Source organism: Bradyrhizobium sp. BR 1432 (genome assembly GCF_051547705.1).
Classification (GTDB): Bacteria; Pseudomonadota; Alphaproteobacteria; order Rhizobiales; family Xanthobacteraceae; genus Bradyrhizobium; species Bradyrhizobium zhanjiangense.
This window is the reverse complement of the sequence record NZ_JBPUGF010000003.1, coordinates 5113980-5136133: the sequence shown is the minus strand read 5'-3', so window position 1 is coordinate 5136133 and position 22154 is coordinate 5113980. Positions and strand designations below refer to the sequence as shown.

The 22154-nt window shown below is 64.7% G+C and carries 14 protein-coding genes and 4 pseudogenes; 6 read left to right on the top strand and 12 right to left on the bottom strand.

Annotated features, from left to right (window positions below):
• Window positions 1-1134: an MlaE family ABC transporter permease gene (locus tag ACSKB8_RS24630; RefSeq protein WP_438106992.1), complete on the bottom strand. Its 1134-nt coding sequence runs from the start codon at window positions 1132-1134 to the stop codon at window positions 1-3.
• A gap of 143 nt (window positions 1135-1277) precedes the next feature.
• Between ACSKB8_RS24630 and dgcA the strand changes: the two genes are divergently transcribed.
• On the top strand, window positions 1278-2273 hold the full coding sequence (gene dgcA, locus ACSKB8_RS24625) for an N-acetyl-D-Glu racemase DgcA (protein ID WP_438106990.1): 996 nt from the start codon (window positions 1278-1280) through the stop codon (window positions 2271-2273).
• On the opposite strand, the pseudogene ACSKB8_RS24620 reads toward dgcA, so the two are convergent.
• A pseudogene (locus tag ACSKB8_RS24620) lies at window positions 2243-3440 on the bottom strand (MFS transporter). The gene dgcA and the pseudogene ACSKB8_RS24620 overlap by 31 nt on opposite strands.
• 75 nt (window positions 3441-3515) lie before the next feature.
• Here ACSKB8_RS24620 and ACSKB8_RS24615 point away from each other — a divergent pair.
• Window positions 3516-4901: a hypothetical protein gene (locus ACSKB8_RS24615; protein ID WP_438106988.1), complete on the top strand. Its 1386-nt coding sequence runs from the start codon at window positions 3516-3518 to the stop codon at window positions 4899-4901.
• Window positions 4902-5004: 103 nt separating this feature from the next.
• Here ACSKB8_RS24615 and ACSKB8_RS24610 read toward each other — a convergent pair.
• Both ACSKB8_RS24610 and ACSKB8_RS24605 read right to left on the bottom strand, forming a co-directional pair.
• Window positions 5005-6168: pseudogene (locus ACSKB8_RS24610) on the bottom strand (IS3 family transposase).
• A gap of 111 nt (window positions 6169-6279) precedes the next feature.
• A pseudogene (locus tag ACSKB8_RS24605) lies at window positions 6280-6638 on the bottom strand (hypothetical protein).
• 189 nt (window positions 6639-6827) lie between these two features.
• Here ACSKB8_RS24605 and ACSKB8_RS24600 point away from each other — a divergent pair.
• Window positions 6828-8626 (top strand): annotated as a pseudogene (locus ACSKB8_RS24600) (caspase family protein).
• 414 nt (window positions 8627-9040) lie between these two features.
• Here ACSKB8_RS24600 and ACSKB8_RS24595 read toward each other — a convergent pair.
• The 4 genes from ACSKB8_RS24595 to thiD all read right to left on the bottom strand — a co-directional run bounded on the left by ACSKB8_RS24595 (window position 9041) and on the right by thiD (window position 13083).
• Window positions 9041-10024, bottom strand: a complete 984-nt coding sequence (locus tag ACSKB8_RS24595; protein WP_091892002.1) for a threonine/serine dehydratase — start codon at window positions 10022-10024, stop codon at window positions 9041-9043.
• Window positions 10025-10086: 62 nt separating this feature from the next.
• Entirely contained in the window at window positions 10087-11130 is a 1044-nt protein-coding gene (locus ACSKB8_RS24590) for a glycosyltransferase family 4 protein (RefSeq protein ID WP_438106986.1), read from the bottom strand.
• Window positions 11131-11143: 13 nt separating this feature from the next.
• On the bottom strand, window positions 11144-11956 hold the full coding sequence (locus tag ACSKB8_RS24585) for a UDP-2,3-diacylglucosamine diphosphatase (RefSeq protein ID WP_091891998.1): 813 nt from the start codon (window positions 11954-11956) through the stop codon (window positions 11144-11146).
• 326 nt (window positions 11957-12282) lie between these two features.
• On the bottom strand, window positions 12283-13083 hold the full coding sequence (thiD, locus tag ACSKB8_RS24580) for a bifunctional hydroxymethylpyrimidine kinase/phosphomethylpyrimidine kinase (protein WP_438106984.1): 801 nt from the start codon (window positions 13081-13083) through the stop codon (window positions 12283-12285).
• 288 nt (window positions 13084-13371) lie between these two features.
• Here thiD and ACSKB8_RS24575 point away from each other — a divergent pair, with 288 nt between their 5' ends.
• On the top strand, window positions 13372-15351 hold the full coding sequence (locus tag ACSKB8_RS24575) for a PAS domain S-box protein (RefSeq protein WP_438106982.1): 1980 nt from the start codon (window positions 13372-13374) through the stop codon (window positions 15349-15351).
• A 96-nt stretch (window positions 15352-15447) separates the two neighbouring features.
• Complete coding sequence (locus ACSKB8_RS24570) at window positions 15448-15693, top strand: Lrp/AsnC ligand binding domain-containing protein (RefSeq protein WP_091891994.1); 246 nt, start codon at window positions 15448-15450, stop codon at window positions 15691-15693.
• Between the two features lie 164 nt (window positions 15694-15857).
• Here the strand turns inward: ACSKB8_RS24570 and ACSKB8_RS24565 are convergent, their stop codons facing one another.
• A complete protein-coding gene (locus ACSKB8_RS24565; RefSeq protein WP_438106980.1) occupies window positions 15858-16787 on the bottom strand; it encodes a c-type cytochrome in 930 nt (309 codons plus the stop codon).
• 155 nt (window positions 16788-16942) lie between these two features.
• Between ACSKB8_RS24565 and ACSKB8_RS24560 the strand changes: the two genes are divergently transcribed.
• A complete protein-coding gene (locus ACSKB8_RS24560) occupies window positions 16943-17359 on the top strand; it encodes a CHRD domain-containing protein (RefSeq protein WP_370989891.1) in 417 nt (138 codons plus the stop codon).
• A gap of 218 nt (window positions 17360-17577) precedes the next feature.
• Here ACSKB8_RS24560 and ACSKB8_RS24555 read toward each other — a convergent pair whose 3' ends face one another.
• From ACSKB8_RS24555 to ACSKB8_RS24545, 3 genes are all read right to left on the bottom strand, one after another.
• A complete protein-coding gene (locus ACSKB8_RS24555) occupies window positions 17578-18861 on the bottom strand; it encodes a cystathionine gamma-synthase family protein (protein ID WP_128932760.1) in 1284 nt (427 codons plus the stop codon).
• 355 nt (window positions 18862-19216) lie between these two features.
• Window positions 19217-19666 (bottom strand): cytochrome c, encoded by a 450-nt coding sequence (locus ACSKB8_RS24550; RefSeq protein ID WP_438106978.1) that lies wholly within the window; start codon window positions 19664-19666, stop codon window positions 19217-19219.
• Window positions 19667-19757: 91 nt separating this feature from the next.
• A complete protein-coding gene (locus ACSKB8_RS24545) occupies window positions 19758-22067 on the bottom strand; it encodes a xanthine dehydrogenase family protein molybdopterin-binding subunit (protein WP_438106976.1) in 2310 nt (769 codons plus the stop codon).
• Window positions 22068-22154: the final 87 nt, after the last annotated feature.

Genomic DNA, 22154 nt, shown 5'->3' with positions numbered 1-22154 from the left:
TCACATCCCGATCGAGGCGAAGAAGATGGCGAACACGCCGTCCATCACGATGACGAAGAAGATGCCCTTCACCACCGACGCCGTGGTGTGCTGTCCCAGCGATTCCGCGCTGCCCTGCACGGCGAGTCCTTCGACGCAGGCGACGATGCCGATCACGGCGGCCATTACCGGCGCCTTGACGATACCGACGATGAAATGATCGATCGAGATGGCGTCGCGCAGCCGCAGCAGGAAGGCCTCCGGCTCGACGCCGCCATAAAGCCAGGCGACGAGCCCGCCGCCATAGAGCGCGGACATCGCGCCGAGGAAAGCGAGAATCGGCAGCGCAATCACGAGCGCCATCATGCGCGGCAGCACCAGGACCTCGATCGGGTCGAACCCCATGGTGCGCAGCGCGTCGATCTCCTCGCGCATCTTCATCGAGCCGAGCTCGGCGGTGTAGGCGCTGCCCGAACGGCCCGCCACCATGATCGCGACCAAGAGCACGCCGATCTCGCGCAGCACCAGCACGCCGAGCATGTCGACGACGAAGATATCGGCGCCGAACCTGCGGAAATGAAAAATACCCTGCTGCGCGATGATGCAGCCGATCAGGAAGGTGATGAGCACGATGATCGGCACCGCGCGCCAGCAGACCTGCTCCATGTGGTGCACGGTCGAGGTCAGGCGCAGCGAGCGCGGATGAATCAAGACGCGAAAGCATGCCGCGAGCACCGCGCCGAGCATGTCGACGAGGCCCGCCACGGTGCCGGCAACACCGGCCACGGTCCGGCCAATCTGCTCCAGCATGCCGGTGATGGTGATCGGGCTGCTGTCGATCACGGGGGTCGCTCTGACCCGCCGCACCTCGTCGACGAGGCTGGAATAATTGGCGGAGAGCCCTGCGATCTGCGCCTCGGCTGCGCCTTGGGTCAGGCTGCGGCGCAGCCGCTCGATCAGCCAGGCGCCGAAGGTGTCGAGCTTGGCGACCTCGGAGACGTCGATAAAGATGCTTTGGGGGCCGCCGGCGAGCTTCTCGGCGTCCGCCACCATCCGCTCCAGGACCGGCGCGAAGCTCGCGGTCCAGGTTCCGGTGGCGCAGAGTGCCAGCGCATTGCCCTTGGCAATCCGTTCCAGCTTCGGATCGCCACTCAAGATGTCCGCTCCCGTGCCGAGGCGCAGGAAACGGATAGAATCGGATGGTTGCGCACGCGCCCTTACCTAGAGAAGGTATCCCCAACTGCCCATTGTTAGTTGCTAGAGGTAACTAGCAGGTTCAGATTTCGCCAGAGTTCAAAATGACTTCCATGAAATTTGCCTCCCTGGCGGCGCGAATCGAGCGCTTCCCCATCGCCGGCAGCTTTACCATCAGCCGGGGGGCCAAGACCGAGGCCGTGACGGTCGTGGCGGAGGTCAGCCAGGGCGGCCTGACCGGCCGCGGCGAGTGCGTGCCCTATCCCCGCTATGGCGAGACGCCAGAGGCGACGCTTGCGGCCATCGAGGCCATGCAGGACGCGGTGGCCGGTGGGCTTACCCGACAGGCCCTCCAGGCCGCCATGCCGCCCGGTGCGGCCCGTAACGCGCTGGATTGCGCCCTGATCGACCTGGAGGCCAAGGCGGCAGGCCGGCGGGCCTGGAACCTGCTGAGCCGCCCGACGCCCCGCGAATGCACCACCGCCTACACCATCTCGCTCGGCACGCCCGAGGCCATGGCCGCGGCGACCGCCAAGGCCGCGCACCGGCCGCTGCTCAAGATCAAGCTCGGCGGCGAAGGCGATGGGATGCGGATCGCGGCGGTGCGCAAGGCCGCCCCCAAGTCCGAGCTGATCGTCGACGCCAACGAGGCCTGGACCGAGGCCAATCTGGAGCACAATCTTGCCGCCTGCGCCGAGGCCGGCGTCACCCTCGTGGAGCAGCCACTGCCATCAGGCAAGGACGAGGCGCTGGCACAAATCAAGCGCCCGCTCGCGGTCTGCGCCGACGAGAGCGTGCACGACCGCTCGTCGCTCGCGCCGCTGCGCGCACGCTACGACGCCGTGAACATCAAGCTCGACAAGACCGGCGGCCTCACCGAGGCGCTCGCCATGGCCGATGCCGCGCAGGCGCTCGGCTTCGAGATCATGATCGGCTGCATGGTCGCGACCTCGCTGTCGATGGCGCCTGCGATGCTGGTGACGCCGCAGGCGCGCTTCGTCGATCTCGACGGCCCGCTGCTGCTGGCGCGCGATCGCGATCACGCCCTGCGTTACGACGACAGCCTGGTCTATCCGCCGGACGCCTCGCTGTGGGGATGAGGCTTGAGCCGGTGCCGCGCCGACCAGATCACGAGCGCACCGGCAGCGGCCATCGCCGCCATGACGTAGTACAGGCCGTCGCCGATATGGGCGTAGATCGCGCCTGACGCGATCGAGGTCGTTGCGCCCAATAGACCGTTGCACGCGGCGTAATAGCCCTGCCCCCGCGCGATCTGATGCGGCGGCACGCGCTGCACCAGGAGATTCATGGTGCCGACGATGGTCATGCCGAAGCTGAGACCGTGGCCGAGCTGCACGATCGCGAGCAGCGCCAGCGGCGGCTCGTTGGCGGTGACGATCCAGCGCACCACGGCGCTTAGCCCGCCGATCGCCATCATCGTGGACGGATGCAGCGAGAAGCGCGGCGACAGCGCGAACACGACGATCTCGGCGATCACGCCCAGCGTCCACAGCCCCGCGATCGTCAGCCCACTGATCCCATGGAGCTGCCAGTTGATGGCCGAGAAGGTGTAATAGGCGACGTGGCTGCCCTGGATCAGCGCGGCCGAGGCGATGATGGCCCAGAAGCTGACATCGCGCAGCAGCGCCTTGCCGGCATGCATCTCGGTGGTCTTGCGCCTGACATCGTCGAGCGGCTGCAGCAATAGGCTGGCGAGAACTGCAACGACGGCCCATGCGACGATGACCCAGATCAGGTCGCGCGGCGCGATGCTGTCGACGAGATAGCCGCAGGCGAGCGAGCCGGCGGCAAACGCCGCCGAGCCCCACAGCCGCAACGGCCCATAATCGAGCCCGTAACGCGCGACACCGCGCAGCGCATAGGCGTCGGTCAGTGGGGTCGTCGGCGTCCACATCACGCAGGTCAGCGCATAGATCAGGAGCAGCGCCAGCGGCTGCCTGCTGCAAGCCGACCGCGGTAAAGCCGATCGCCGTCGCCAGCACCGACACCATCATGGCGGTGCGAATGGCCTGGCGCTTTTCGGCAAAGGCGGTCACTTGCGGCAGCGTGGTGAACCGTGTGATCGCCGGCAGCGCGTTGATGAGCCCGATCCAGGCGGCGTCGATGCCGATCGCCTTCAGCCACACCGGGAAGAACGGCAGATGCGTGCCCGAGACCGCGAACACAGCCGAATAGAACAGGGCAAGACTCACGGCGAATCGCCGCTTGTTCGCTGCCGCGATGGGGATTTGTGATTCGGACTGCATCAAACCAATTGCGATTCGGTCGATATCGTGGTGATCGTTACAGTAACGCGCGGTGATTTGCGCGACGAGATTGTCATGGCCAACGAAGCATTCGCCCTCTCGCCCATGTCTGCCCGCGCGGCCGAGCCGAACGAGCAGGATTACGACGCGATCCGCGAAGCCTTCATGGAGACCGCGCGCGGCCGCTGGTTCCTCGGCGAATATGCCAAGCGCAACCGCAACGCCGACACGCGGATGGTGCTCGATGCGGTCGCGAAGATCGAAAAAACCCTTGCGGCACAGCGACAACCCGTCGTCGAGGACCGCCTGCCCGAGGCGCTGATCGAGATCCGCCGCGCCATCCGCGAGGCCGAGACGATCGCAATCGCGGCGTTCGATCCCGCGGCGATCGAGGCGAGCCTTGCGCCGATCCCGCGCGGGGTGCGCATCATCAAGGAGATCTCCTGGCGCTGGCGCGAGATCGGCGCCGACGGGCGAATCTGCGACCTCATCGATTCGCAGCTCGCTTCGATCGAGGCCGCCTGCGGACAGATTTCGACCATCGACCCCCGCGTGGAGCTCAAGGCCGCCTTCGATCTGCTGAAGGATCGGGTCGAGCAGCTTGACGGCGACGCAACGCCGCAGGCCGCGCCGGCTCCCAGGCAGGAGGCACCGTCATCCGCGGCAGACGTGGCGCCTGCGGAGGTGGCACCTGGCGCGATCGCGAGCGAAGCCCCCGTGGCTTTTATGGAGACGTCGCAGGACATCGCAGCAGCTCCGGAGGCCGAAGCAGCTGGCATCACTGATACTTCCGCCGTTGCCGAGCAGGCAATCGCGCCCGAGATCGTCGCCGAAAGCCAGGCAGCAGAAGCTGCACTTGAAGAAGCGGCGGATGAAGACGTCGCTTTTGAAGAGCCGGCCGCAGAGCCCGCCGCCCTCGCGGAGATGAGCGGCGAGTTCGGACTCGATGCCGCCGCGGAAGCCGAGGACGAAGCCATCCTCGAGGCCATCGCGCTGGAGATGGCCGCGCCCGATCCGGAGTTCGACGAGATCATCGAGCCGGTGGAGATGGAAGCGGTCGCTCCGGAGCCGACGGCTGCGGAGGTCGCAGCTCCCGTTGCAGCGGAGCCGCCGGAGCCGATCGGACCGGAGCCGGTCGTCGCAGCGGTCGCGGAAGAGCCCGCCGCGGACGCGCCGATCGCGATGGACTCGCTCGCGCGCCTCACCGACGCCATTGCGGAAGCCGCTGCCGAAGTGATGGAGCAGCCGGCCCCGGCCATGGCGGCCACAGCAACATTCGCCGCGGCACCGAGCGCGACGCTGCCGATGCCCTCGCCCTTATCCACGTCCTTGCCCGAGCCCTCGCTCGGCGCCACCATCCTCGCCAGCGGCATCCTGCAAAAGCCCCGCGCCGCCGCCAACGACCCGCTCGCGCCGATCCGCCGCATGACCCAGGCCGAGAAGATCGCGTTCTTCTCGTGAGAGCGCGCAGCCGCTCGCCACGTCGTCATTGCGAGCGCAGCGAAGCAATCCAGAGTCTGTCCGCGGTGGAATTCTGATCTTCCCCCAAAAAAGTGGACAGCATTCAAGCCGATTTTAGCTCCATCTCGACTGGGCTGATATAGCCGATGGCCGAGTGTCTGCGGTGTTGATTGTAGAAGCCCTCGACGTAGGCGAAGATGTCGCGCTCAGCTTCATCGCGGGTCGGATATTGACGGTGATGGATCAGTTCGGACTTGAGCGTGTGGAAGAAGCTTTCCATCGGGGCGTTGTCGTAGCAGTCGGCTCTGCGGCCGGAAGCCGGCGGCTTGCAGCGCTTGGCGGTACTCGGTTGAAGCATATTGGATGCCGCGATCGGAGTGATGGATCAGGCCGGCGCCGGGCGTTCTGTCCTTGATCGCCATCCTTAATGCGGCGAGCGGCAATTCGGCGCGCAGATGGTCGTCCATCGCCCAGCCCACGATACGGCGACTGTACAGATCCATGATGGCGGCCAGGTACAACCATCCTTGGCCGGTCCGGACATAGGTGATGTCGGCGAGCCAGACCTGATTGCGCATGGCGGCCGAGAAGTTCCGGCCGAGCAAGTTGGGCGCGATCGGGAGGCCCTGCCCGCTATCGGTGGTGCGGCATCGTCGCGGCCCGGCCGAGATGGCTCGAACGCCATGGCCGCGCATCTGCCGCTCGATTCGGCCACGGCTTGCATGGTGTCCCTGGGCCTTGAGTTCGACATGAATGCGCGGGCTGCCATAGCGACCATGACTGTCGCGATGAACCCGCTTGATGTCCTCCAGCAACTCTCGATTGGCAGCGGCCCGCGGGCTTTCCGGGCGCGACCGCCAAGCATAGTAGCCCGCAGGCGAGACGCCGAGGACACGGCACATGATCTTAACCGGATAGTCCGCGCGGCGATCTTCGATGAAGCGGAACTTCATGTCCGGGGTCCAGCAAAGATCGCGATCGACTTTTTTAAAATGTCGCGCTCCATGCGCAACTGTTCGTTTTCCCGCTGCAACCGTGCGATCACGTCAGCTTGGTCCGCCGACGGCACCGCCGCTTGCGACGTGGGCGCCGCGGCGCTGCCGCCGGCTGCTACCGTGCTCCGCTCCTTCACCCATCGGCTGAGCACGGAGCCGTCCAGCCCGAGCTCCTTCGATACCGACTTCGCCGAGCGGCCGCTCGACAAAACCAGATCAACTGCCTGCCGCTTGTACTCGTCCGAATACGAGCGTCGCTGCCGTTTCGCCATCTGACACCTCTCACTGCCTAAGCTATAGGTGTCCACCGATTTAGGGGAGGCTCAATTCTGGATTGCTTCGCTACGCTCGCAATGACGGGCTAGCTGCGCCGCGCCGCCTTATCACCCGCAATTCCAGATCGGCCCGATCGGCGTCCGCGTCCAGCATGGACCGAAACTGCCGCCATTGTAGCGGCCGCCGCCGAAGCCTGGGCGGCCGAAATAGTGCCACTCGCCATCCCAACGGTAATACTGAGGGACCGGGTCGATGTACCAGTGGCGCCGGTCGGCGCGCGACAGGCGACGCATCGCGTCCTTCTGCTTGTAGAGCGGAATGCTGTTGCTTAGCGGCTGGCGATAGCCCGGCAGGAAGCCGTAGCCGCGCCAGACCGGCTTGGGACGCTTCTGAACGGGCTCGGCGGGCGCGACGGCGGGCAGCAGGACAGGATGACAGCAACAGTTAGACACACAATGCGCGACATGAATCGACAATAGTCGATCGATTGCGCGGAGGCCATCCTCCCAATCGATCGCCAGCCATAGCAGGTTCCAAGCGTGATTCAGATCACGCAACTTACCATCGTGATAGGGATCACGGACGCCGAACTCGAACGCGGTCAGGCTTGCTCGCAACCAATCTCGCATTGAGATGAGTGGCAAAGGAGCACGCCATGTTCCGCCTAAAGCCTTTCCTGATGACTGCCGGCCTCCTGGGAAGCCTGTTCGGCTTCGCTTGCGGGCCCGTTTCCGCGCAAGTCGCCCGGCCCAGCCGGCTCCCACTGCGCTGCAAGGCCCGGAGCAGCGGGTGGCGCTGGTGATCGGCAATGCGAAGTACCAGAACGCGCCGCAACTTGCGAACCCCGACGATGACGCGCAATCGATGGCGCAGTTCCTGAACTCGGCCGGTTTCGAAGTGGTCGCCGCAACCGACCTCACCCAGAACGACATGCTGCGCGTGGTGCAGGACTTCTCCGCCAAGGTCGCTTCGCGCGGTCCGAACACGGTGGCAATGGTCTATTACGCTGGTCACGGCGTGCAGCTCGCCGGCGAGAATTATCTCGTACCCGTCGATGCGAAGGTGTCGAGCCCGACCGAGCTCGTCAACAACTCGGTGCGCCTGGTCGACGTGATGTCGACGCTGGAGACAATCCCGAGCCGCATGCGCATCGTCATCCTCGATGCCTGCCGCAACAATCCGTTCCCTCAAGTCAACGACGCCGGCCGCGGTCTAGCCATCGTCGATGCGCCGAACGGCTCGATCGTCGGCTACTCGACCGCGCCGGGCGCCGAAGCGCTCGACGGCACCAGCGGCCACAGCCCCTACACCCAGGCGTTCCTGAACGTCGCGCGCGAGCCCAACGTGCCGATCGAGCAGCTGTTCAAGCGCGTGCGCCTGCAGGTGAACCAGACCACCAGCGGCGCGCAGATTCCGTGGGAGAGCTCGTCGCTGACGAGCGACTTCACCTTCTTCGGCGACACCGCCGTTGCCGCCAATCGCGCGCCGGTGAAAGCGCCGGTGGTGCAGATGGCCTCCAACCTGCCGAGCCGCTCGACCCGCCAGGCCTATGACTACGTCGTGTCCGAGGGGCGGCCGGAATATTATCAGGAGTTCATCCAGATGTACCCGCACGACCCGCTGTGCGACCACATCCGCTGGCTGCTCAACAATCTCCTGATCTCGCAGGCCTGGCACAAGGCGGTGCTCGCTAACTCGCCGCTCGGCTACAAGAGCTTCTATGACAGCTACAGCAACAGCCCCTATGCGCAAGTCGCGCTGAAGCTGCAGGCGCAGCCGAAGCAGATCCCGTTGATGCAGGCGACCAAGTTCCTGGCGCCACAGAACATCGCCCCGACGCTGAAGATCGGCAATCTCGGCCAGCCAAAATACATGCCGCTGATGCAGCAGGGCAATGGCGGCGCGCAAGTGAACGGCAATCTGCCGGTCGTGCAGAAGCCGATCGACGGCAACGTCATCGGCAAGCTCGGCAATGGTGGCCAGATCGTCAACCTGCCCTCAGGCAACAACCAGCCGAACGGCACGCCGTCGCAGACCCCGGGCAAGATCGTCACCCTGCCCGCGCCGACCAACACGACGAACAACGGCGGCATCGGCAAGATCGTGGCGCTGCCGGCGACCAACACCACGCCGAACGCCGGCAACGCCAACGGCAAGCCGGGCAAGATCGTGAGCATGCCGGTGAATGTCGGCAAGGGTGGCTCGACTATCGATGTGAAGCCCGTTCAGACCCAGAACCACCCGATCCGCATCAACAACGGCAACACCGGTATCGTGAAGCTCAACAACAATCCGGTGAACAAGGTGCAGGTCCAGAACAACGCGCAGACCAACCGTCCGCAGCTCAACACGACGCCGAACCGCATGGTCAACAGCAGCAACAACTTCCGGCAGTCGATGAACCAGGCGCCGAGCACGGGCGGCGGCAACAATCGCCGGAGCTTCATGCACTGATCGCCACGAGGAAGGTGCGCTCCCTCCCCCGCCTGCGGGGGGGTTGGGGAGAGGGTCTCTCCACAACGGGACAATCACCAAAAGGAAAAAGCCCTCACCCGGCACTGCGTGCCGACCTCTCCCGCAAGTGGGAGAGGTTGCACCGAGCAAGCGGAAAGTTCGAACCACAAGATCGACAAACACCCAGAAGGGGCAGAGCGGCAACGCTCTGCCCCTTTCTTCTCGTCATGACTGGATGAGGACGGGGACGGTGCCGGCCTTACCTCTCCCCGGCGGGGAGAGGTCGGATTGCGCCAGCAATCCGGGTGAGGGGCCGCAACGCTCGCTGAGACCGTAACCCCTCACCCGGATCGCATCTATCTATGCGATGCCTTCGGGAGAGGTGGACTGCGGCTCGCACCATTTCAACCAAACTCAAGCCACCAGCTCGGCGAACAAGTCCGCATCGACATTGCCGCCGGAGAGCACGATGACGACGTTCTTGCCGGCCACATCAAGCCGACCCGCGAGCAGCGCGGCAAGGCCCACGGCGCCGCCCGGCTCCACCACGAGCTTCAGCTCACGATAGGCGAACGCCACGGCCGCGCCGACCTCGGCGTCCGACGCCGTGACGCCGCGCGCGAGCAGCTTGCTGTTGATCGCAAAGGTCATCTCGCCTGGCATCAGGGCCATCAGCGCATCGCAGATGGTGCGGCCCGCCGGCGGATGCGGCTCACGATGGCCGGCGGTCAGCGAAATGCCGTGATCGTCGAAAGCCTCGGGCTCAGCGACCACGATTTCGGCTAGCGGATAGCGCGCCTTCACCGCCGTGGCGACGCCCGCAATCAGGCCGCCGCCGGAGGCCGGCGCCACCACGATATCGGGGGCAAGGCCGAGGCCCGCCATGTCCTCCGCGATCTCGCGGCCGGCAGTGCCCTGCCCCGCAATCACGAAGGGATCGTCATATGGCTTGACCAGCGTCGCACCGCGCTTCTCGGCGATGCCGCGCGAAATCGCCTCGCGGTCGTCGCGGTCGCGATCGTACAGCACGACCTCTGCGCCGTAGGATTTGGTGCGCTCGCGCTTGGACAGCGGCGCATCCGCCGGCATCACGATCGTCGCCTGCATGTCGAGGATTTTTGCCGCGGCCGCCACGCCCTGGGCGTGGTTGCCGGAGGAGAACGCGACGACGCCGCCGGCGCGCTTGTCCTGCGGGATCGAGAACACCTTGTTGAAGGCGCCGCGGAACTTGAAGGAGCCGGTGCGCTGGAGCATCTCCGGCTTCAGGAAGACCTTTGCGCCGACGCGCTCGTTGAGCACGGGAAAAGACAACAGCGGGGTGCGGATGGCGTAAGGCGCGATCACGCGCGCTGCGGCGTCGATGTCGGCGGGGCCGACCGGAAGGAGCTGTTCGGTCATGGCCGACTTTATCGCGGCCGACGAGCCGCGGGCAAGACACCTCCCCGCGAGGATTTTCCCCGTCAGGCGACGAAGCGTGGCTGTTCCGCCCCGTTCCGGCCCGGCAGTACCGCGCCGACCGCCTCGATGCTAGCCACGAAAGCCCTGGCCGAAGCCTCCCAGGTGTAATTGGCGGCGAACGCGACGCAGTCCTGCCGGGAGATGTCGAGCGCGGCGAAACAGGCGCTGCGCAGATCGTGATCGAGAACGCCGACCGGCGCATTGCCGATCACGTCGCGGGGACCCTTTACCGGGAAGGCCGCCACCGGCAGGCCGCTCGCGAGCGCTTCCAGCAGGACCAGGCCGAACGTGTCGGTCTTGCTCGGGAACACGAAGACGTCGGCCGCAGCATAGATTTCCGCCAGCGCTTCGCCGTGCTTCTCGCCGAGGAAGATCGCATCGGGATAGGCCGCTTCGAGCGAGGCGCGCGCCGGACCGTCACCGACGATCACCTTGGTACCGGGCAGATCGAGATCGAGAAAGGCCTCGAGATTCTTCTCCACCGCAACCCGGCCGACCGACAGGAACACCGGCGCCGGCAGACAGAGGTCGATCGCGCGCGGGTGGAACAAATGGGTGTCGACGCCGCGCGGCCACAGCACGACATTGTCGAAGCCGCGCTCGCCGAGCTCGCGGGCGAGCGCAGGCGTTGCCGCCATCACGGCACGGCTGGGCGCATGGAAGCGGCGCAGCGCGCGCCAGATCAGCGAGCCCGGCACCGGCACGCGGGCGCGGACATATTCGGGAAAGCGGGTGTGGAAGCTGGTCGTGAACGGCAGCTTGCGCTGGCGGCAATAGCGGCGGACCATCAGGCCGATCGGCCCCTCCGTCGCAATGTGGATGCTGTCCGGGCGCGCCTCTTCGATCAGCCTTGCGATTCGCGCCGGACGCGGCATGGCGAGGCGCACATCGCGATAGCTCGGCATCGCAAAGGTGCGGAACGATTGCGGCGTCAGGAACGTAAACGCGATGCCGAGCCCCTCGGCGGCGTCAGCGAGCTTGGTCAGCGTCCGAACCACACCGTTGACTTGCGGGTGCCAGGCGTCGGTCGCGACCAGGATGCGCATCAGGCAGCTCTCATCAGGCAGCTCTTGCCGCGACCTGCGGGACTTGTGCGGGCTTCTGCAAATGATCCGCCCAGGTGATGATCTCGAAATGGCCGTCGTCGTGCTCGACGAGGGCCGTGCAGCTCTCGACCCAGTCGCCGCAATTCATGTAGCGGATGCCGGCCTCGTCGCGGATCACGGCATAATGGATGTGGCCGCAGATCACGCCGTCGGCCTCATGGCGCCGCGCTTCGGCGGCGAGCGCCTGCTCGAACGCGCCGATATAGTTGACCGCGTTCTTGACCTTCTGCTTGGCCCATTGCGACAGCGACCAATAGGGCACGCCGAACAGGCGGCGGAAGAAATTGACCAAGCGATTCATCTGGATCGCGAAGTCATAGGCCTTGTCGCCGAGATGGGCGAGCCAGCGCGCGTTCTGCACCACGAGGTCGAAGATGTCGCCGTGGATGACGAGATAGCGCTTGCCGTCGACGCCGGTATGGACGGTGTTCTCGACCACGTCGATGCCGCCGAAATGCGTGCCGTAATAATTGCGCAGGAACTCGTCGTGATTGCCGGGAATGTAGATGATTTTGGCGCCCTTGCGCGCCTTGCGCAGCAGCTTCTGGACCAGGTCGTTGTGCGATTGCGGCCAGTGCCAGCTCGATTTCAGTGCCCAGCCGTCGACGATGTCGCCGACGAGATAGATGGTGTCGGCATCGTGGTAGCGCAGGAAGTCGAGCAGAAGGTCGGCTTGAGAACCGCGGGCTCCGAGATGAACGTCGGAGATGAACAACGTGCGAAAGCGCCGCTCCGGGCTTTCATCACTCACATCGTAGCTTCCCATGCGCCAGCCTGTAACAATGTCCCGTGACAGGGGGATGACCGATTGAACCTTTGAGGCACCTTCAAATACGAATCACGCCTTGCCTCGCCCTCCCCGCGAATATCAGTCGCATGCGACAATCAGGCGACATCGCGCCGCAGCGGTCTCCCACCCAAGACCAGATTCCCGCTGGAACCCACGAGGCAAGTGCGCTCCCTCTCCCGCTTGCGGGAGAGGGTTGGGGTGCGGGTGCCTCCTCAAGCGATGATCCCCGAGTGGAGAGAGCCCTCACCCGCGCCTTTCGGCGCGACCTCTCCCGCAAGCGGGAGAGGTTGAGCGAGCCGGCGTCAGTAAAACTTGTGGAAATGATGGATCGGTCCGTGGCCATGCCCGACGCTGAAGCGGTCGGCGGCCGCGATCGCGGCGCTGATCCAGGATTTGGCGTTGCGCACTGCTTGCTCGAGCTCCTCGCCCCTGGCGAGCCCCGCCGCGACCGCCGATGACAGCGAGCAGCCGGTACCATGGGTGTTCTTGGTGACGAGGCGCGGCGCAGCGAGCGCGATGGTGTTGTCGGCATCGACCAGATAATCGATGCTCTCGGCGCCCGCGCCATGCCCGCCCTTGACCAGGACTGCGCGGCAGCCGAGCGCCAGCAGGCGGCGCCCCTGGCTTTCGATCTCGGCCGTGCTTTCCGCCACGGGCTCCTCGAGCAGCGCGGCCGCCTCGGGCAGGTTCGGCGTGATCACCGAGGCGAGCGGTATCAGTCTCGTGCGCAACGCTTCGACGGCCTCGGAGGCCAGCAGGCGGTCGCCTGATGTTGCCACCATCACGGGATCGAGCACCACGTGGCGCGGCGCCCAGCGCGACAGCGCGGCCGCGATCGCCTCGATGCTGGCGGCCTGGGCCACCATGCCGATCTTCACCGCGCCGACATCGAGATCGGAAAACACCGCATCGATCTGTGCGGTGACGAACTCCGCCGGCACCGCGTGAATGCCGGTGACGCCGCGCGTGTTCTGCGCCGTCAGCGCCGTGATGGCGGAGGCGCCATAGACGCCGAGCGCGGCAAAAGTCTTCAGGTCCGCCTGGATGCCGGCGCCGCCGCTCGAATCGGAGCCGGCGATGGTGAGCGCGACCGGGGTCGTCATCGCGGGATGCATTTGCTTGAGGACACCGCCATGGCCTGTCCTAGCGCGACCGTGGAACAGCAGCAAGCGCCACGGCCCGCCGCCATGATTCGCGGCGGCCCGTCGCGCCAGCAACCGGCGCGGCATCGCCCCGCAATCGTGCCGGCCTGAAAAATCGAGCCTCGCCATAGCCTTGATAACCTGCCCTTGGCGTCCACACCGATGAGTGAGACGTTAGGTGGTGGAATCGTCCAGCGCACCAATCGCGCGAGCCGCCCCCCGGCTCGCACGTCTTCCCGGGGTGGAATTATGTGGGCCTATTTTGAACGTCTCCTCAACTCCTCGATGCTGTCGCCGCACGGCATTTGCCTGTTGTGGGAACCCGAACTGATCTGGCTCCATGTCGTTTCCGACGCCTGCATCGCCGCCGCTTATTTTTCGATCCCGTTCGCGCTCGCGATCCTCGTCACCAAGCGGCGCGACCTCAAATTCGGTTGGGTCTACTGGGCGTTCGCGATCTTCATCATGGCGTGCGGCCTGACCCATGTGCTGTCGATCTACACGCTTTGGGTCCCGATCTATGGCATCGAGGGCCTCGTCAAGGCGACCACAGCGGTCGCGTCCGTGGTGACCGCCGCTGCGCTCTGGCCGCTGCTGCCGAAGATCCTGACAATTCCCTCTCCGTTCGAGCTTCGGCAGGTCCAGGCCGCGCTCGAGGAGGAGGAAATCAAGAGCCGGGACGCGACGCTCCTGCTCCAGCAGGTCGGGGAAGCCCAGCGCGCGATGCGCGACAGCATGGCGCGCCTCACCGCAATCGTCGAGACCGCGGTCGACGGGGTCATCCTGTTCGATGCGCAGGATCGCATCCTGCTGTTCAATCCGGCCTGCGAGCGCTTATTCGGCTACCGGGCCGACGAGGTGATGGGCCGGAATATCGGCATGCTGATGCCCGAGGCAGCTGCGGCGTCCGACAGCCGCACGGGGCATTTCGCGACCGGCGGCGAGGCCATCGGCCTGCGCAAGGATGGATCGACCTTTCCGATGGACCTGTCGGTGGGCCAGGCGCGGCAGGACGGCGAATTGATCTTCGTCGGCATCATCCACGATCTGACCACGCGCCAACTAACCGAGCAGCAGCTCCAGCAGGCGCAGAAGATGGAGACGGTCGGCCAGCTCTCCGGCGGCATCGCGCACGATTTCAACAATCTCTTGACCGTGATCATCGGCAACGCCGAGCACCTCAGCGAGCAGCTCAAGGCGAGGCCCGACCTCAAGCGGTTTGCCGACGACATCTGCCAATCGGGCGAACGGGGCGCCGAGCTGACGCAGCGCCTGCTCGCGTTCAGCCGCCGCCAATTGCTCCAGCCTCAGATGATCGATTGCCGCGGCCTGCTCGATTCCATGTTCAAGCTGCTCAAGCGCACCTTGCGCGAAAATGTCGAGATCAGGACGAGCTCCGGGCCCGGCACGATCATGGCCTTTGCAGATCGCACCCAGCTCGAATCCGCCGTGCTGAACCTTGCGCTCAACGCACAGGATGCCATGCCATCCGGAGGACATCTGACGCTGGGCACCGAGCTGGTTGCGATCGACGACGACTATCGTGTCCTTCACCCAGAAGTCGCATCCGGCACTTACGCGTTGATCTCGGTCACCGACGACGGCGAAGGCATGACGCCTGATGTCACCGCGCGCGCCTTCGAGCCGTTCTTCACCACCAAGGAGGTCGGCAAGGGCTCCGGCCTCGGCCTCAGCATGGTCTATGGCTTTGCCAAGCAATCCAATGGCCATGTCTCGATCTACAGCGAGGCGGGGCTTGGGACCACGGTCCGGATCTACCTGCCGCGCGCCGACGCAGGGCAAACACAGGCCGACCTTGCGGACGGCGAGGACACGGCGCCCAGAGGATACGAGACCATCCTGATCGCCGAGGACGATCCGTTCGTCCGCTCCTCGGCGATTCGCAGGGTGGAAGCTCTCGGATATCGCGTCGTTGCCGCCGTCAATGGCAAGGAGGCCCTGCAGCAGCTGCGCACCGATCCCAGCATCGACATGCTGTTCACCGACATCGTGATGCCGGGCGGCATGAGCGGCTGGGAGCTCGCCGATCAGGCACGGCGGATTCGCCCGGGCCTGCCGGTCCTGTTCACCTCGGGCTACGCGCTGGACACCCTGGTGGAGCAGGGCCGCGCGCATGCGCAGTCGATTGTGCTGACCAAGCCCTATCGCAAGGTCGAACTCGCGCAGCGGCTCAGGGATGCGTTCGCGGCGGCGGCCGTCGCCTCCTGAGCGCCTGATAGCCATCTGGCGGCCGGCAAGTTCGCTTGCTAAATGCGGCCGGTTTTGGCCTATTAGCCGGCCAGATGTGCTTTCGGAGTGACCGCGATGGTTCCCTTTTTCGTCCAGATCAAATGCAAGCTCGGCCAGTCCTATGTGGTCGCCAATGCGCTCGCCGAAGCCGAGATCGCCTCCGAGATCTACTCCACCGCCGGTCAATACGACCTCCTGGTGAAGTTCTACGTCGACAAGGACACCGACATCGGCCACTTCGTGAACGAGAAGGTGCAGGTGCTGCCGGGCATCCAGGACACCCTCACCATCATCACGTTCAAGGCGTTCGGCACGAGCTAGCGCTGCGTCTTTATGTGAGATGAGTTCGGTAAAATCGATGCGAGCCAAGGGGTCACCTCTCCCGTAGGGAGAGGTCGGATCGCATCGATAGATGCGATCCGGGAGAGGGGTTACAGTCTGACTAAACGCCGCAGCCCCTCACCCGGACATCCGATCGAGCTACACTAGCTGCCCTGCTTGCGCTTGGGCGGCGTCGGCCCGTCCACAGGCGGCAGCGATTTGACGTAGTCCGCCATCGCCGCGAGATCCGCATCCGGCAATTGCGAGGTGTTCTTGATGACGCGCGTCATCGCGCCGCCGGCGCTGTCGCCATCAGGCAATTCGCCGGTCTTGAGGAAATAGGCAATATCCTTCGCGCTCCAGTCACCGAGACGCTTCTGGGTGATGTTGGGGACCCACCCCTCGCCTTCCGGATTGGGCCCGCCGGCAAACCGCTCGCCGGAGATGATACCGCCAAGCGCGTTGCGCGGGCTGTGGCATTCGGCGCAATGGCCGAAACTGTTCACGAGATAGGCGCCGCGATTGAATTCCGGCGACTTCGCGGCGTCGGCGACGAAGGGCTTGTCGTCCAGAAATAAGAACTTCCAGATACCGATGTTGCGCCGGATGTCGAAGGGAAAGCCGACGTCGTGGTCGCGCACTTTGCCTGCAACGGCTGGCAGCGTTTTCAGATACGCAAAGAGATCGAGCACGTCCTCGCGCCTGGCGTGCTGATAGGAGGTGTAGGGAAACGCCGGAAAGTAATGCTGGCCGGACGGCGAGACCCCGTGCATCACCGCATTGACGAAATCGGCATCCGTCCATTTGCCGATGCCGTCGGCCGGATCGGGCGAGATATTCGGCGCGTGGAACGTTCCGAACGGCGACTTGATCGCGACGCCGCCACCGAGCCTGAGACGATCGGGCTGATTGGGAACGGCATGGCAGGACGCGCAGCCGCCGACGTTGAACATCACCTCGCCATTGGCAAGATCAGGCGCATGCGGCGGCGGCGTGGTGCTCGCAGCCGCCACCACCGGCGCGCTGAGCCACCAATAGATGCCCGTAGCGGCGATCGCGACGAGCAGCGCCACGAAAATTGTTCGTTGCAACATGCTGATCCATTCATTCGTTGCGGCGAACCTATGACCGATCTCCGTGCGGCTCCAACCACAAAGAATTTAGGCCGCCCTGGCCGGAAACGGGAATAAACTGAAATGCCGACTGTTGAAAGTTAGCCAGCCCGAACGGGTTTTGCAGGGAGAATGTCATGAACAAGACCGTCATCGCCATGTGCGCGCTCGGTGCCGTCGCTTTTGCAGGCCCGGCCTGCGCCGAAAAGCTGAAAGCAACGCTCGATGGCAAGTCCGAGGTGCCCGCAACGACAACCAGCGGCACCGGAACGGCCGATCTGAACTACGATGCCGCCAGCAAGAAATTGTCCTGGACCGTCAACTATTCCGGGCTCTCTGGCCCTGCCACCGCGGCTCATTTCCATGGCCCGGCCGAGGCGGGCAAGAACGCCGGCGTTGCGGTCGCGATCCCGAATGCGGCCGCGAGCCCGGTCAAGGGCGAAGCAACGCTCACCGACGCGCAGGCCGCCGATCTGCTCGGCGGCAAGTACTACATCAACATCCACACGGCAGCGAACCCGGGCGGCGAGATTCGCGGCCAGGTGACGAAGTAAGCGCAAACGCTGCTTCGTCGCGGAAGGGCCGGATGCAGGAGGGGCGTCCGGCCTTTTCGATTCCACAGCAGTTGAACTTCGTAGCCCGGATGGAGCCAGCGGGTCGGCGCAAAGCGCCGCCCGATGGCACAATCCGGGAAGCCTGCGCGTATGGATAGGTCTCCCCGGATTTCGCTTGCGCTCCATCCGGGCTACGAGATCTACAACTCTGTCCCCGCTCAAGCTGCGTTCAGCGCCTGCGCGAGGTCGGCGATCAGGTCCGACGGATTTTCGATTCCGATCGACAGCCGGATCGTGGAATCAAGGACACCGATTTTCCGGCGGATGTCGGCGGGAACACCGGAATGGGTCATCGTCGCCGGCAGGCTGGCAAGCGATTCCGTTCCGCCGAGACTCACGGCGAGCTTGAAGATCTGGAGCGCGTTGAGGAATTTGACGGCCGCTTCCTTGCCACCGACGATATCGAACGAGAATGTGGAGCCGGCGCCTGAGCATTGCTCCGCGAACACCCGTCCGGCTGGCGATGCGTCCTCGTGATGACCGAGATAGTGGACTTTCGCCACCTTGGGGTGATCGCGCAAATAATCCGCGACGAGACGCGCATTCACATCGGCCTTTTCCATGCGCAGGCTCAGCGTCTCGAGCGACCGGTTGATCATCCAGCAGGAATGCGGATCGAGCTGAGTGCCGATGGCGCCGCGCAGCGCCTTGATACCCTTCATGAGCGCCTTCGAGCCGAGCGCGGCGCCCGCGATCAGGTCGGAATGACCGCCGACATATTTCGTGAGCGAGTACAGAGAAATATCTGCGCCGTGCTCGATCGGCCGCTGAAACACCGGTCCGAGCAGCGTATTGTCGCAGGCGATGATCGGTGTGTGTCCCTGAGCCTTGCCGATCACTTCGGCGACACGGCGCATCATCGCAATGTCGACCAGCCCGTTGGTCGGGTTGGCGGGAGTTTCGATCAGGATCATCGACACCCGGCCCTTGCCCATGGCCTCCTCCGCAGCCTGCTTGACTGCGGCCTCGTCGATGCCGTCGGCGAAGCCGACGGCGCCGATCGACAGACGCGCAAGCGTATTCGTCAGCAGGGTTTCCGTCCCGCCATAGAGCGGCTGGGAGTGCAGAATGACGTCGCCGGGGCGAACGAAAGCCAGGATCGTGGTTGCGATGGCTGCCATGCCGGACGAGAACAGAGCGCAGCTCTCGGTGCGCTCGTAGATCGAGAGCCGATCCTCAACGATCTCGCTGTTGGGATGATTGAAGCGCGAATAGACCAGGCCCGCGCCCATCCCTTCCGGCGGCTCGCGCCGCCCGGCGACGTAGTCGAAGAAATCCTGGCCGTCGTCGGCCGTCTTGAACACGAAGGTCGAGGTCAGGAACACCGGCGGCTTGATGGCGCCTTCCGACAGTTGCGGGTCATAGCCATAGGTCAGCATCAAGGTTTCCGGATGCAGCATATGGTTGCCGATGTGGGTCTTCGACGGGAACGGTTTTGCCATGGCCTATCTCGCTGTTGATTCAGTTCCTCGCCGGGCGTTGGAACTCCTGCTGTCATGAGGCAGTCAGGCGCGAGATGCGCCGGCATCCAACAGCTCACATCAATGCCGCGGCGGCTGAAGCAAAGATAACTGCTCTCACGGCGATCCGTCAGGCCTTGCGGAGGGAATTTCCTCCCGAGTTGCGCTGCGACTCGCGGCCCATGGTCGCGCAAAAAGGGCGGCTGCTTTCGCAACCGCCCTTTCGTGAGTCCTCAGTAGCCCGGATGGAGCGCAGCGCAATCCGGGACGGACTATCATTCTTGGATAGACCTCCCGGATTTCGCTTCACTCCATCCGGGCTACGGACTTGGTCCTGTTATTTCAACTTCACCCGATACGTCTCGTGGCAGTCAGTGCAGCGATCGTTGATCGCGGTATAGGCCGCTTTCAGGCTCGCGACATTGATGATCTTGCCTTTGACGTCGGCGATCACCTTCTGCACCGGAGGGATCTTGGAGTCGAAATCGGCCTTGTTCTGCCAGACCTTTTGCGAGGCGCCGTAGGTCGCGTTCACCACGTCCTGCTTGGGATTGACCTCGAAAGTCTTGGCGATCTTGGCGACATCCGCTTCCATGCTGGCGATGGCCTGATCGACCGCTTTCTGGTCGTAGGGGATGTCGCCCTTGGTCATCTTCTGGATGATTCCATACTGGTTCTTGGCGATCGAGCGCATCAGATTGTCCTGCTGAACGGCGATCTCCTGCTGCGCCATCACGGCGCCCACACCCAGCAGCAGGGTACCCGCGACAATCATCGTTCGTCTCATCGGCTTGTGTCTCCGAGGCGGTTGGGGGAATTCGGCCATCATGAATAGAACCCCGCGCAGGGCGTTTATTCCCGCGCGGGAGGTTCTGGGCCTAGAGACTGTGACGGCGGTGATGCTCGTTGATCGCAATCCACACCCGCTCGGGCGTCGCCGGCATGTCGATGTGGTCGATCTTGTATTCGCGCCAGAGCGCATCGACGATGGCGTTGACGACGGCCGGACAGGAGCCGATCGCGCCGGCCTCGCCCGCCCCCTTCACGCCCAGCGGATTGGTCTTGCAGGGAACGTTGTTGGTCTCGAACACGAAGGCCGGCCCGTCCGCCGCGCGCGGCAGCGCGTAGTCCATGTAGGTCGCGGTGATGAGCTGGCCGTCGCTCGCGCCATAGACCACCTGCTCCATCAAGGCCTGGCCGATGCCCTGCATGGCGCCGCCATGCACCTGCCCCGCCAGCAGCAGCGGGTTGAGCGTCTTGCCGAAATCGTCGACGATCACATAGTTGACGATCTTGATGATGCCGGTCGCCGGATCGAGCTCGACCTCCGCCAGATGCGTGCCGTTGGGATAGGTGCCGTCGGCGCTGGCGAAGGTGGCGCTGCCGTTCAGCTTCGACGGATCGGCGCCGGGCCGTTTGGCGAGGTCGGCGAAGGAGATCGAGCGGTCGGTGCCGGCGATCCGGATCACGCCGTCGGTAATCTCGAGGTCGCCCGCGCTCGCTTCCAGCGCCTGCGCTGCGAACTCCTTCAGCTTCTTGCCGAGATCGCCCGCAGCACGCTCCACGCAGACGCCGCCGGTGGGAATCGAGGCCGAACCGCCGGTGCCGAGGCCCGTCGCAATCTCATCGGTGTCGCCCTGGTGGATATGCACACGCTCCGGCGGCAGGCCGAACTGTTCGGCGACGATCTGCGCATAGGCCGTCTGATGACCCTGCCCGCTGGATTGCGTGCCGATCAGGACGGTGACGTCGCCATTGGGATCGAGGCGGACATTGGCCGTTTCCTCACCCATCACGCCGCAAATCTCGACATAGCTCGCAAGGCCGATGCCGCGGATCAGCCCCTGCTTCTTGGCCGCCTTGGCACGCTTGCCAAACTCCTTCCATTCCGCGATCTCCATCGCGCGCTTCAGATGCGCGGCGAAGTCGCCGGAATCGTAGACCTTGCCGGTCGCGGTCTTGTAAGGCAGCGCCTTCGGCGGGATGAAATTCTTGCGACGGATCGCGTCCGGCGTCATCTCGAGTTTGCGCGCGCAGGCGTCGACGAGGCGTTCGATGACGTAGGCTGCCTCGGGCCGCCCCGCACCGCGATAGGCATCGACCGGAACGCTGTGGGTGAAGATGGTGCGCACCCGGCAGTGGAAGGCCTGGATGTCGTAGAGGCCCGGCAGCATGCCGGCGCCGCCGTGCGGGATGTAAGGCCCGAAGGTCGACAGATACGCGCCCATGTCGCCCATCAGGTCGCAATCCATCGCGAGGAACTTGCCGTCCTCGGCCAGCGCCATCTTGGCGGTGGTGACGTTGTCGCGGCCTTGCGCGTCGCCCATGAAATGCTCGGAGCGATCGGCCGCCCATTTCACGGCCTTCTTCAGCTGTCGCGCCGCGACCGCCATCAGGGCGTATTCCCGATAGGGAAACAGTTTTGTGCCGAAACCGCCGCCGACGTCGGGGCAGATCACCCGCATCTTGTCGGTCGGGATATTGAGCACGTTCTGGCAGAGGATGTCGCGCAGGCGATGGCTGCCCTGGCTGCCGACCGTCAGCGTCAGATGGTCGCGCTTGGCGTCGTATTCGCAGACCGCCGCGCGCGTCTCCATGAAGCTCGCGACCACGCGCGGATTGACGATGGAGATTTCGGCGACCGCATGCGCCTTGGCAAAGGCAGCTTCCGTCGCTTGCTTGTCGCCGATCGAGACGTCGAACAGCACGTTGCCGGGCTTGTCCGGCCAGACCTGCGGGGCCCCGGGCTTCACGGCGTTGACGACGCCGGTCACCGCCGGCAGCGGGCTCCATTTGACGCCGATCGCCTCGATCGCGTCACGGGCCTGATCGATGGTCTCGGCGACGACGAAGGCGACGGCATCGCCGACATGGCGCACCTCGTCCTTGGCGAGGATCGGGTAAGGCGGGCCGGTGAAGGGATCGGTCTCGAGATTGAACAGGCACGGCAGATTGCCGAGATCCTTGACGTCATCGGCGGTCAGGATCAGCGCAACGCCGGGTAAGCCGCGGGCACGGCTCACATCGATGGTGTATTTGGCATGCGCGTGCGGCGAGCGCAGCATCAAGCAGCGGAGCGCGGCCTGTGGCGTGTAATCGTCGGTATAGCGGCCCTTGCCGCGGATCAGTGCGTCATCCTCCTTGCGCAGCACGCTTTGGCCAACGCCGAACTTGATGGGAGCCGCCATTTTATCTTCCCGTTCTCATGGTTGTTTTGGCGGCATATTGCCGTGGAAAAAGTGGCAAGGCAAATGGCTTTAGCGAGGCTCGTGGAC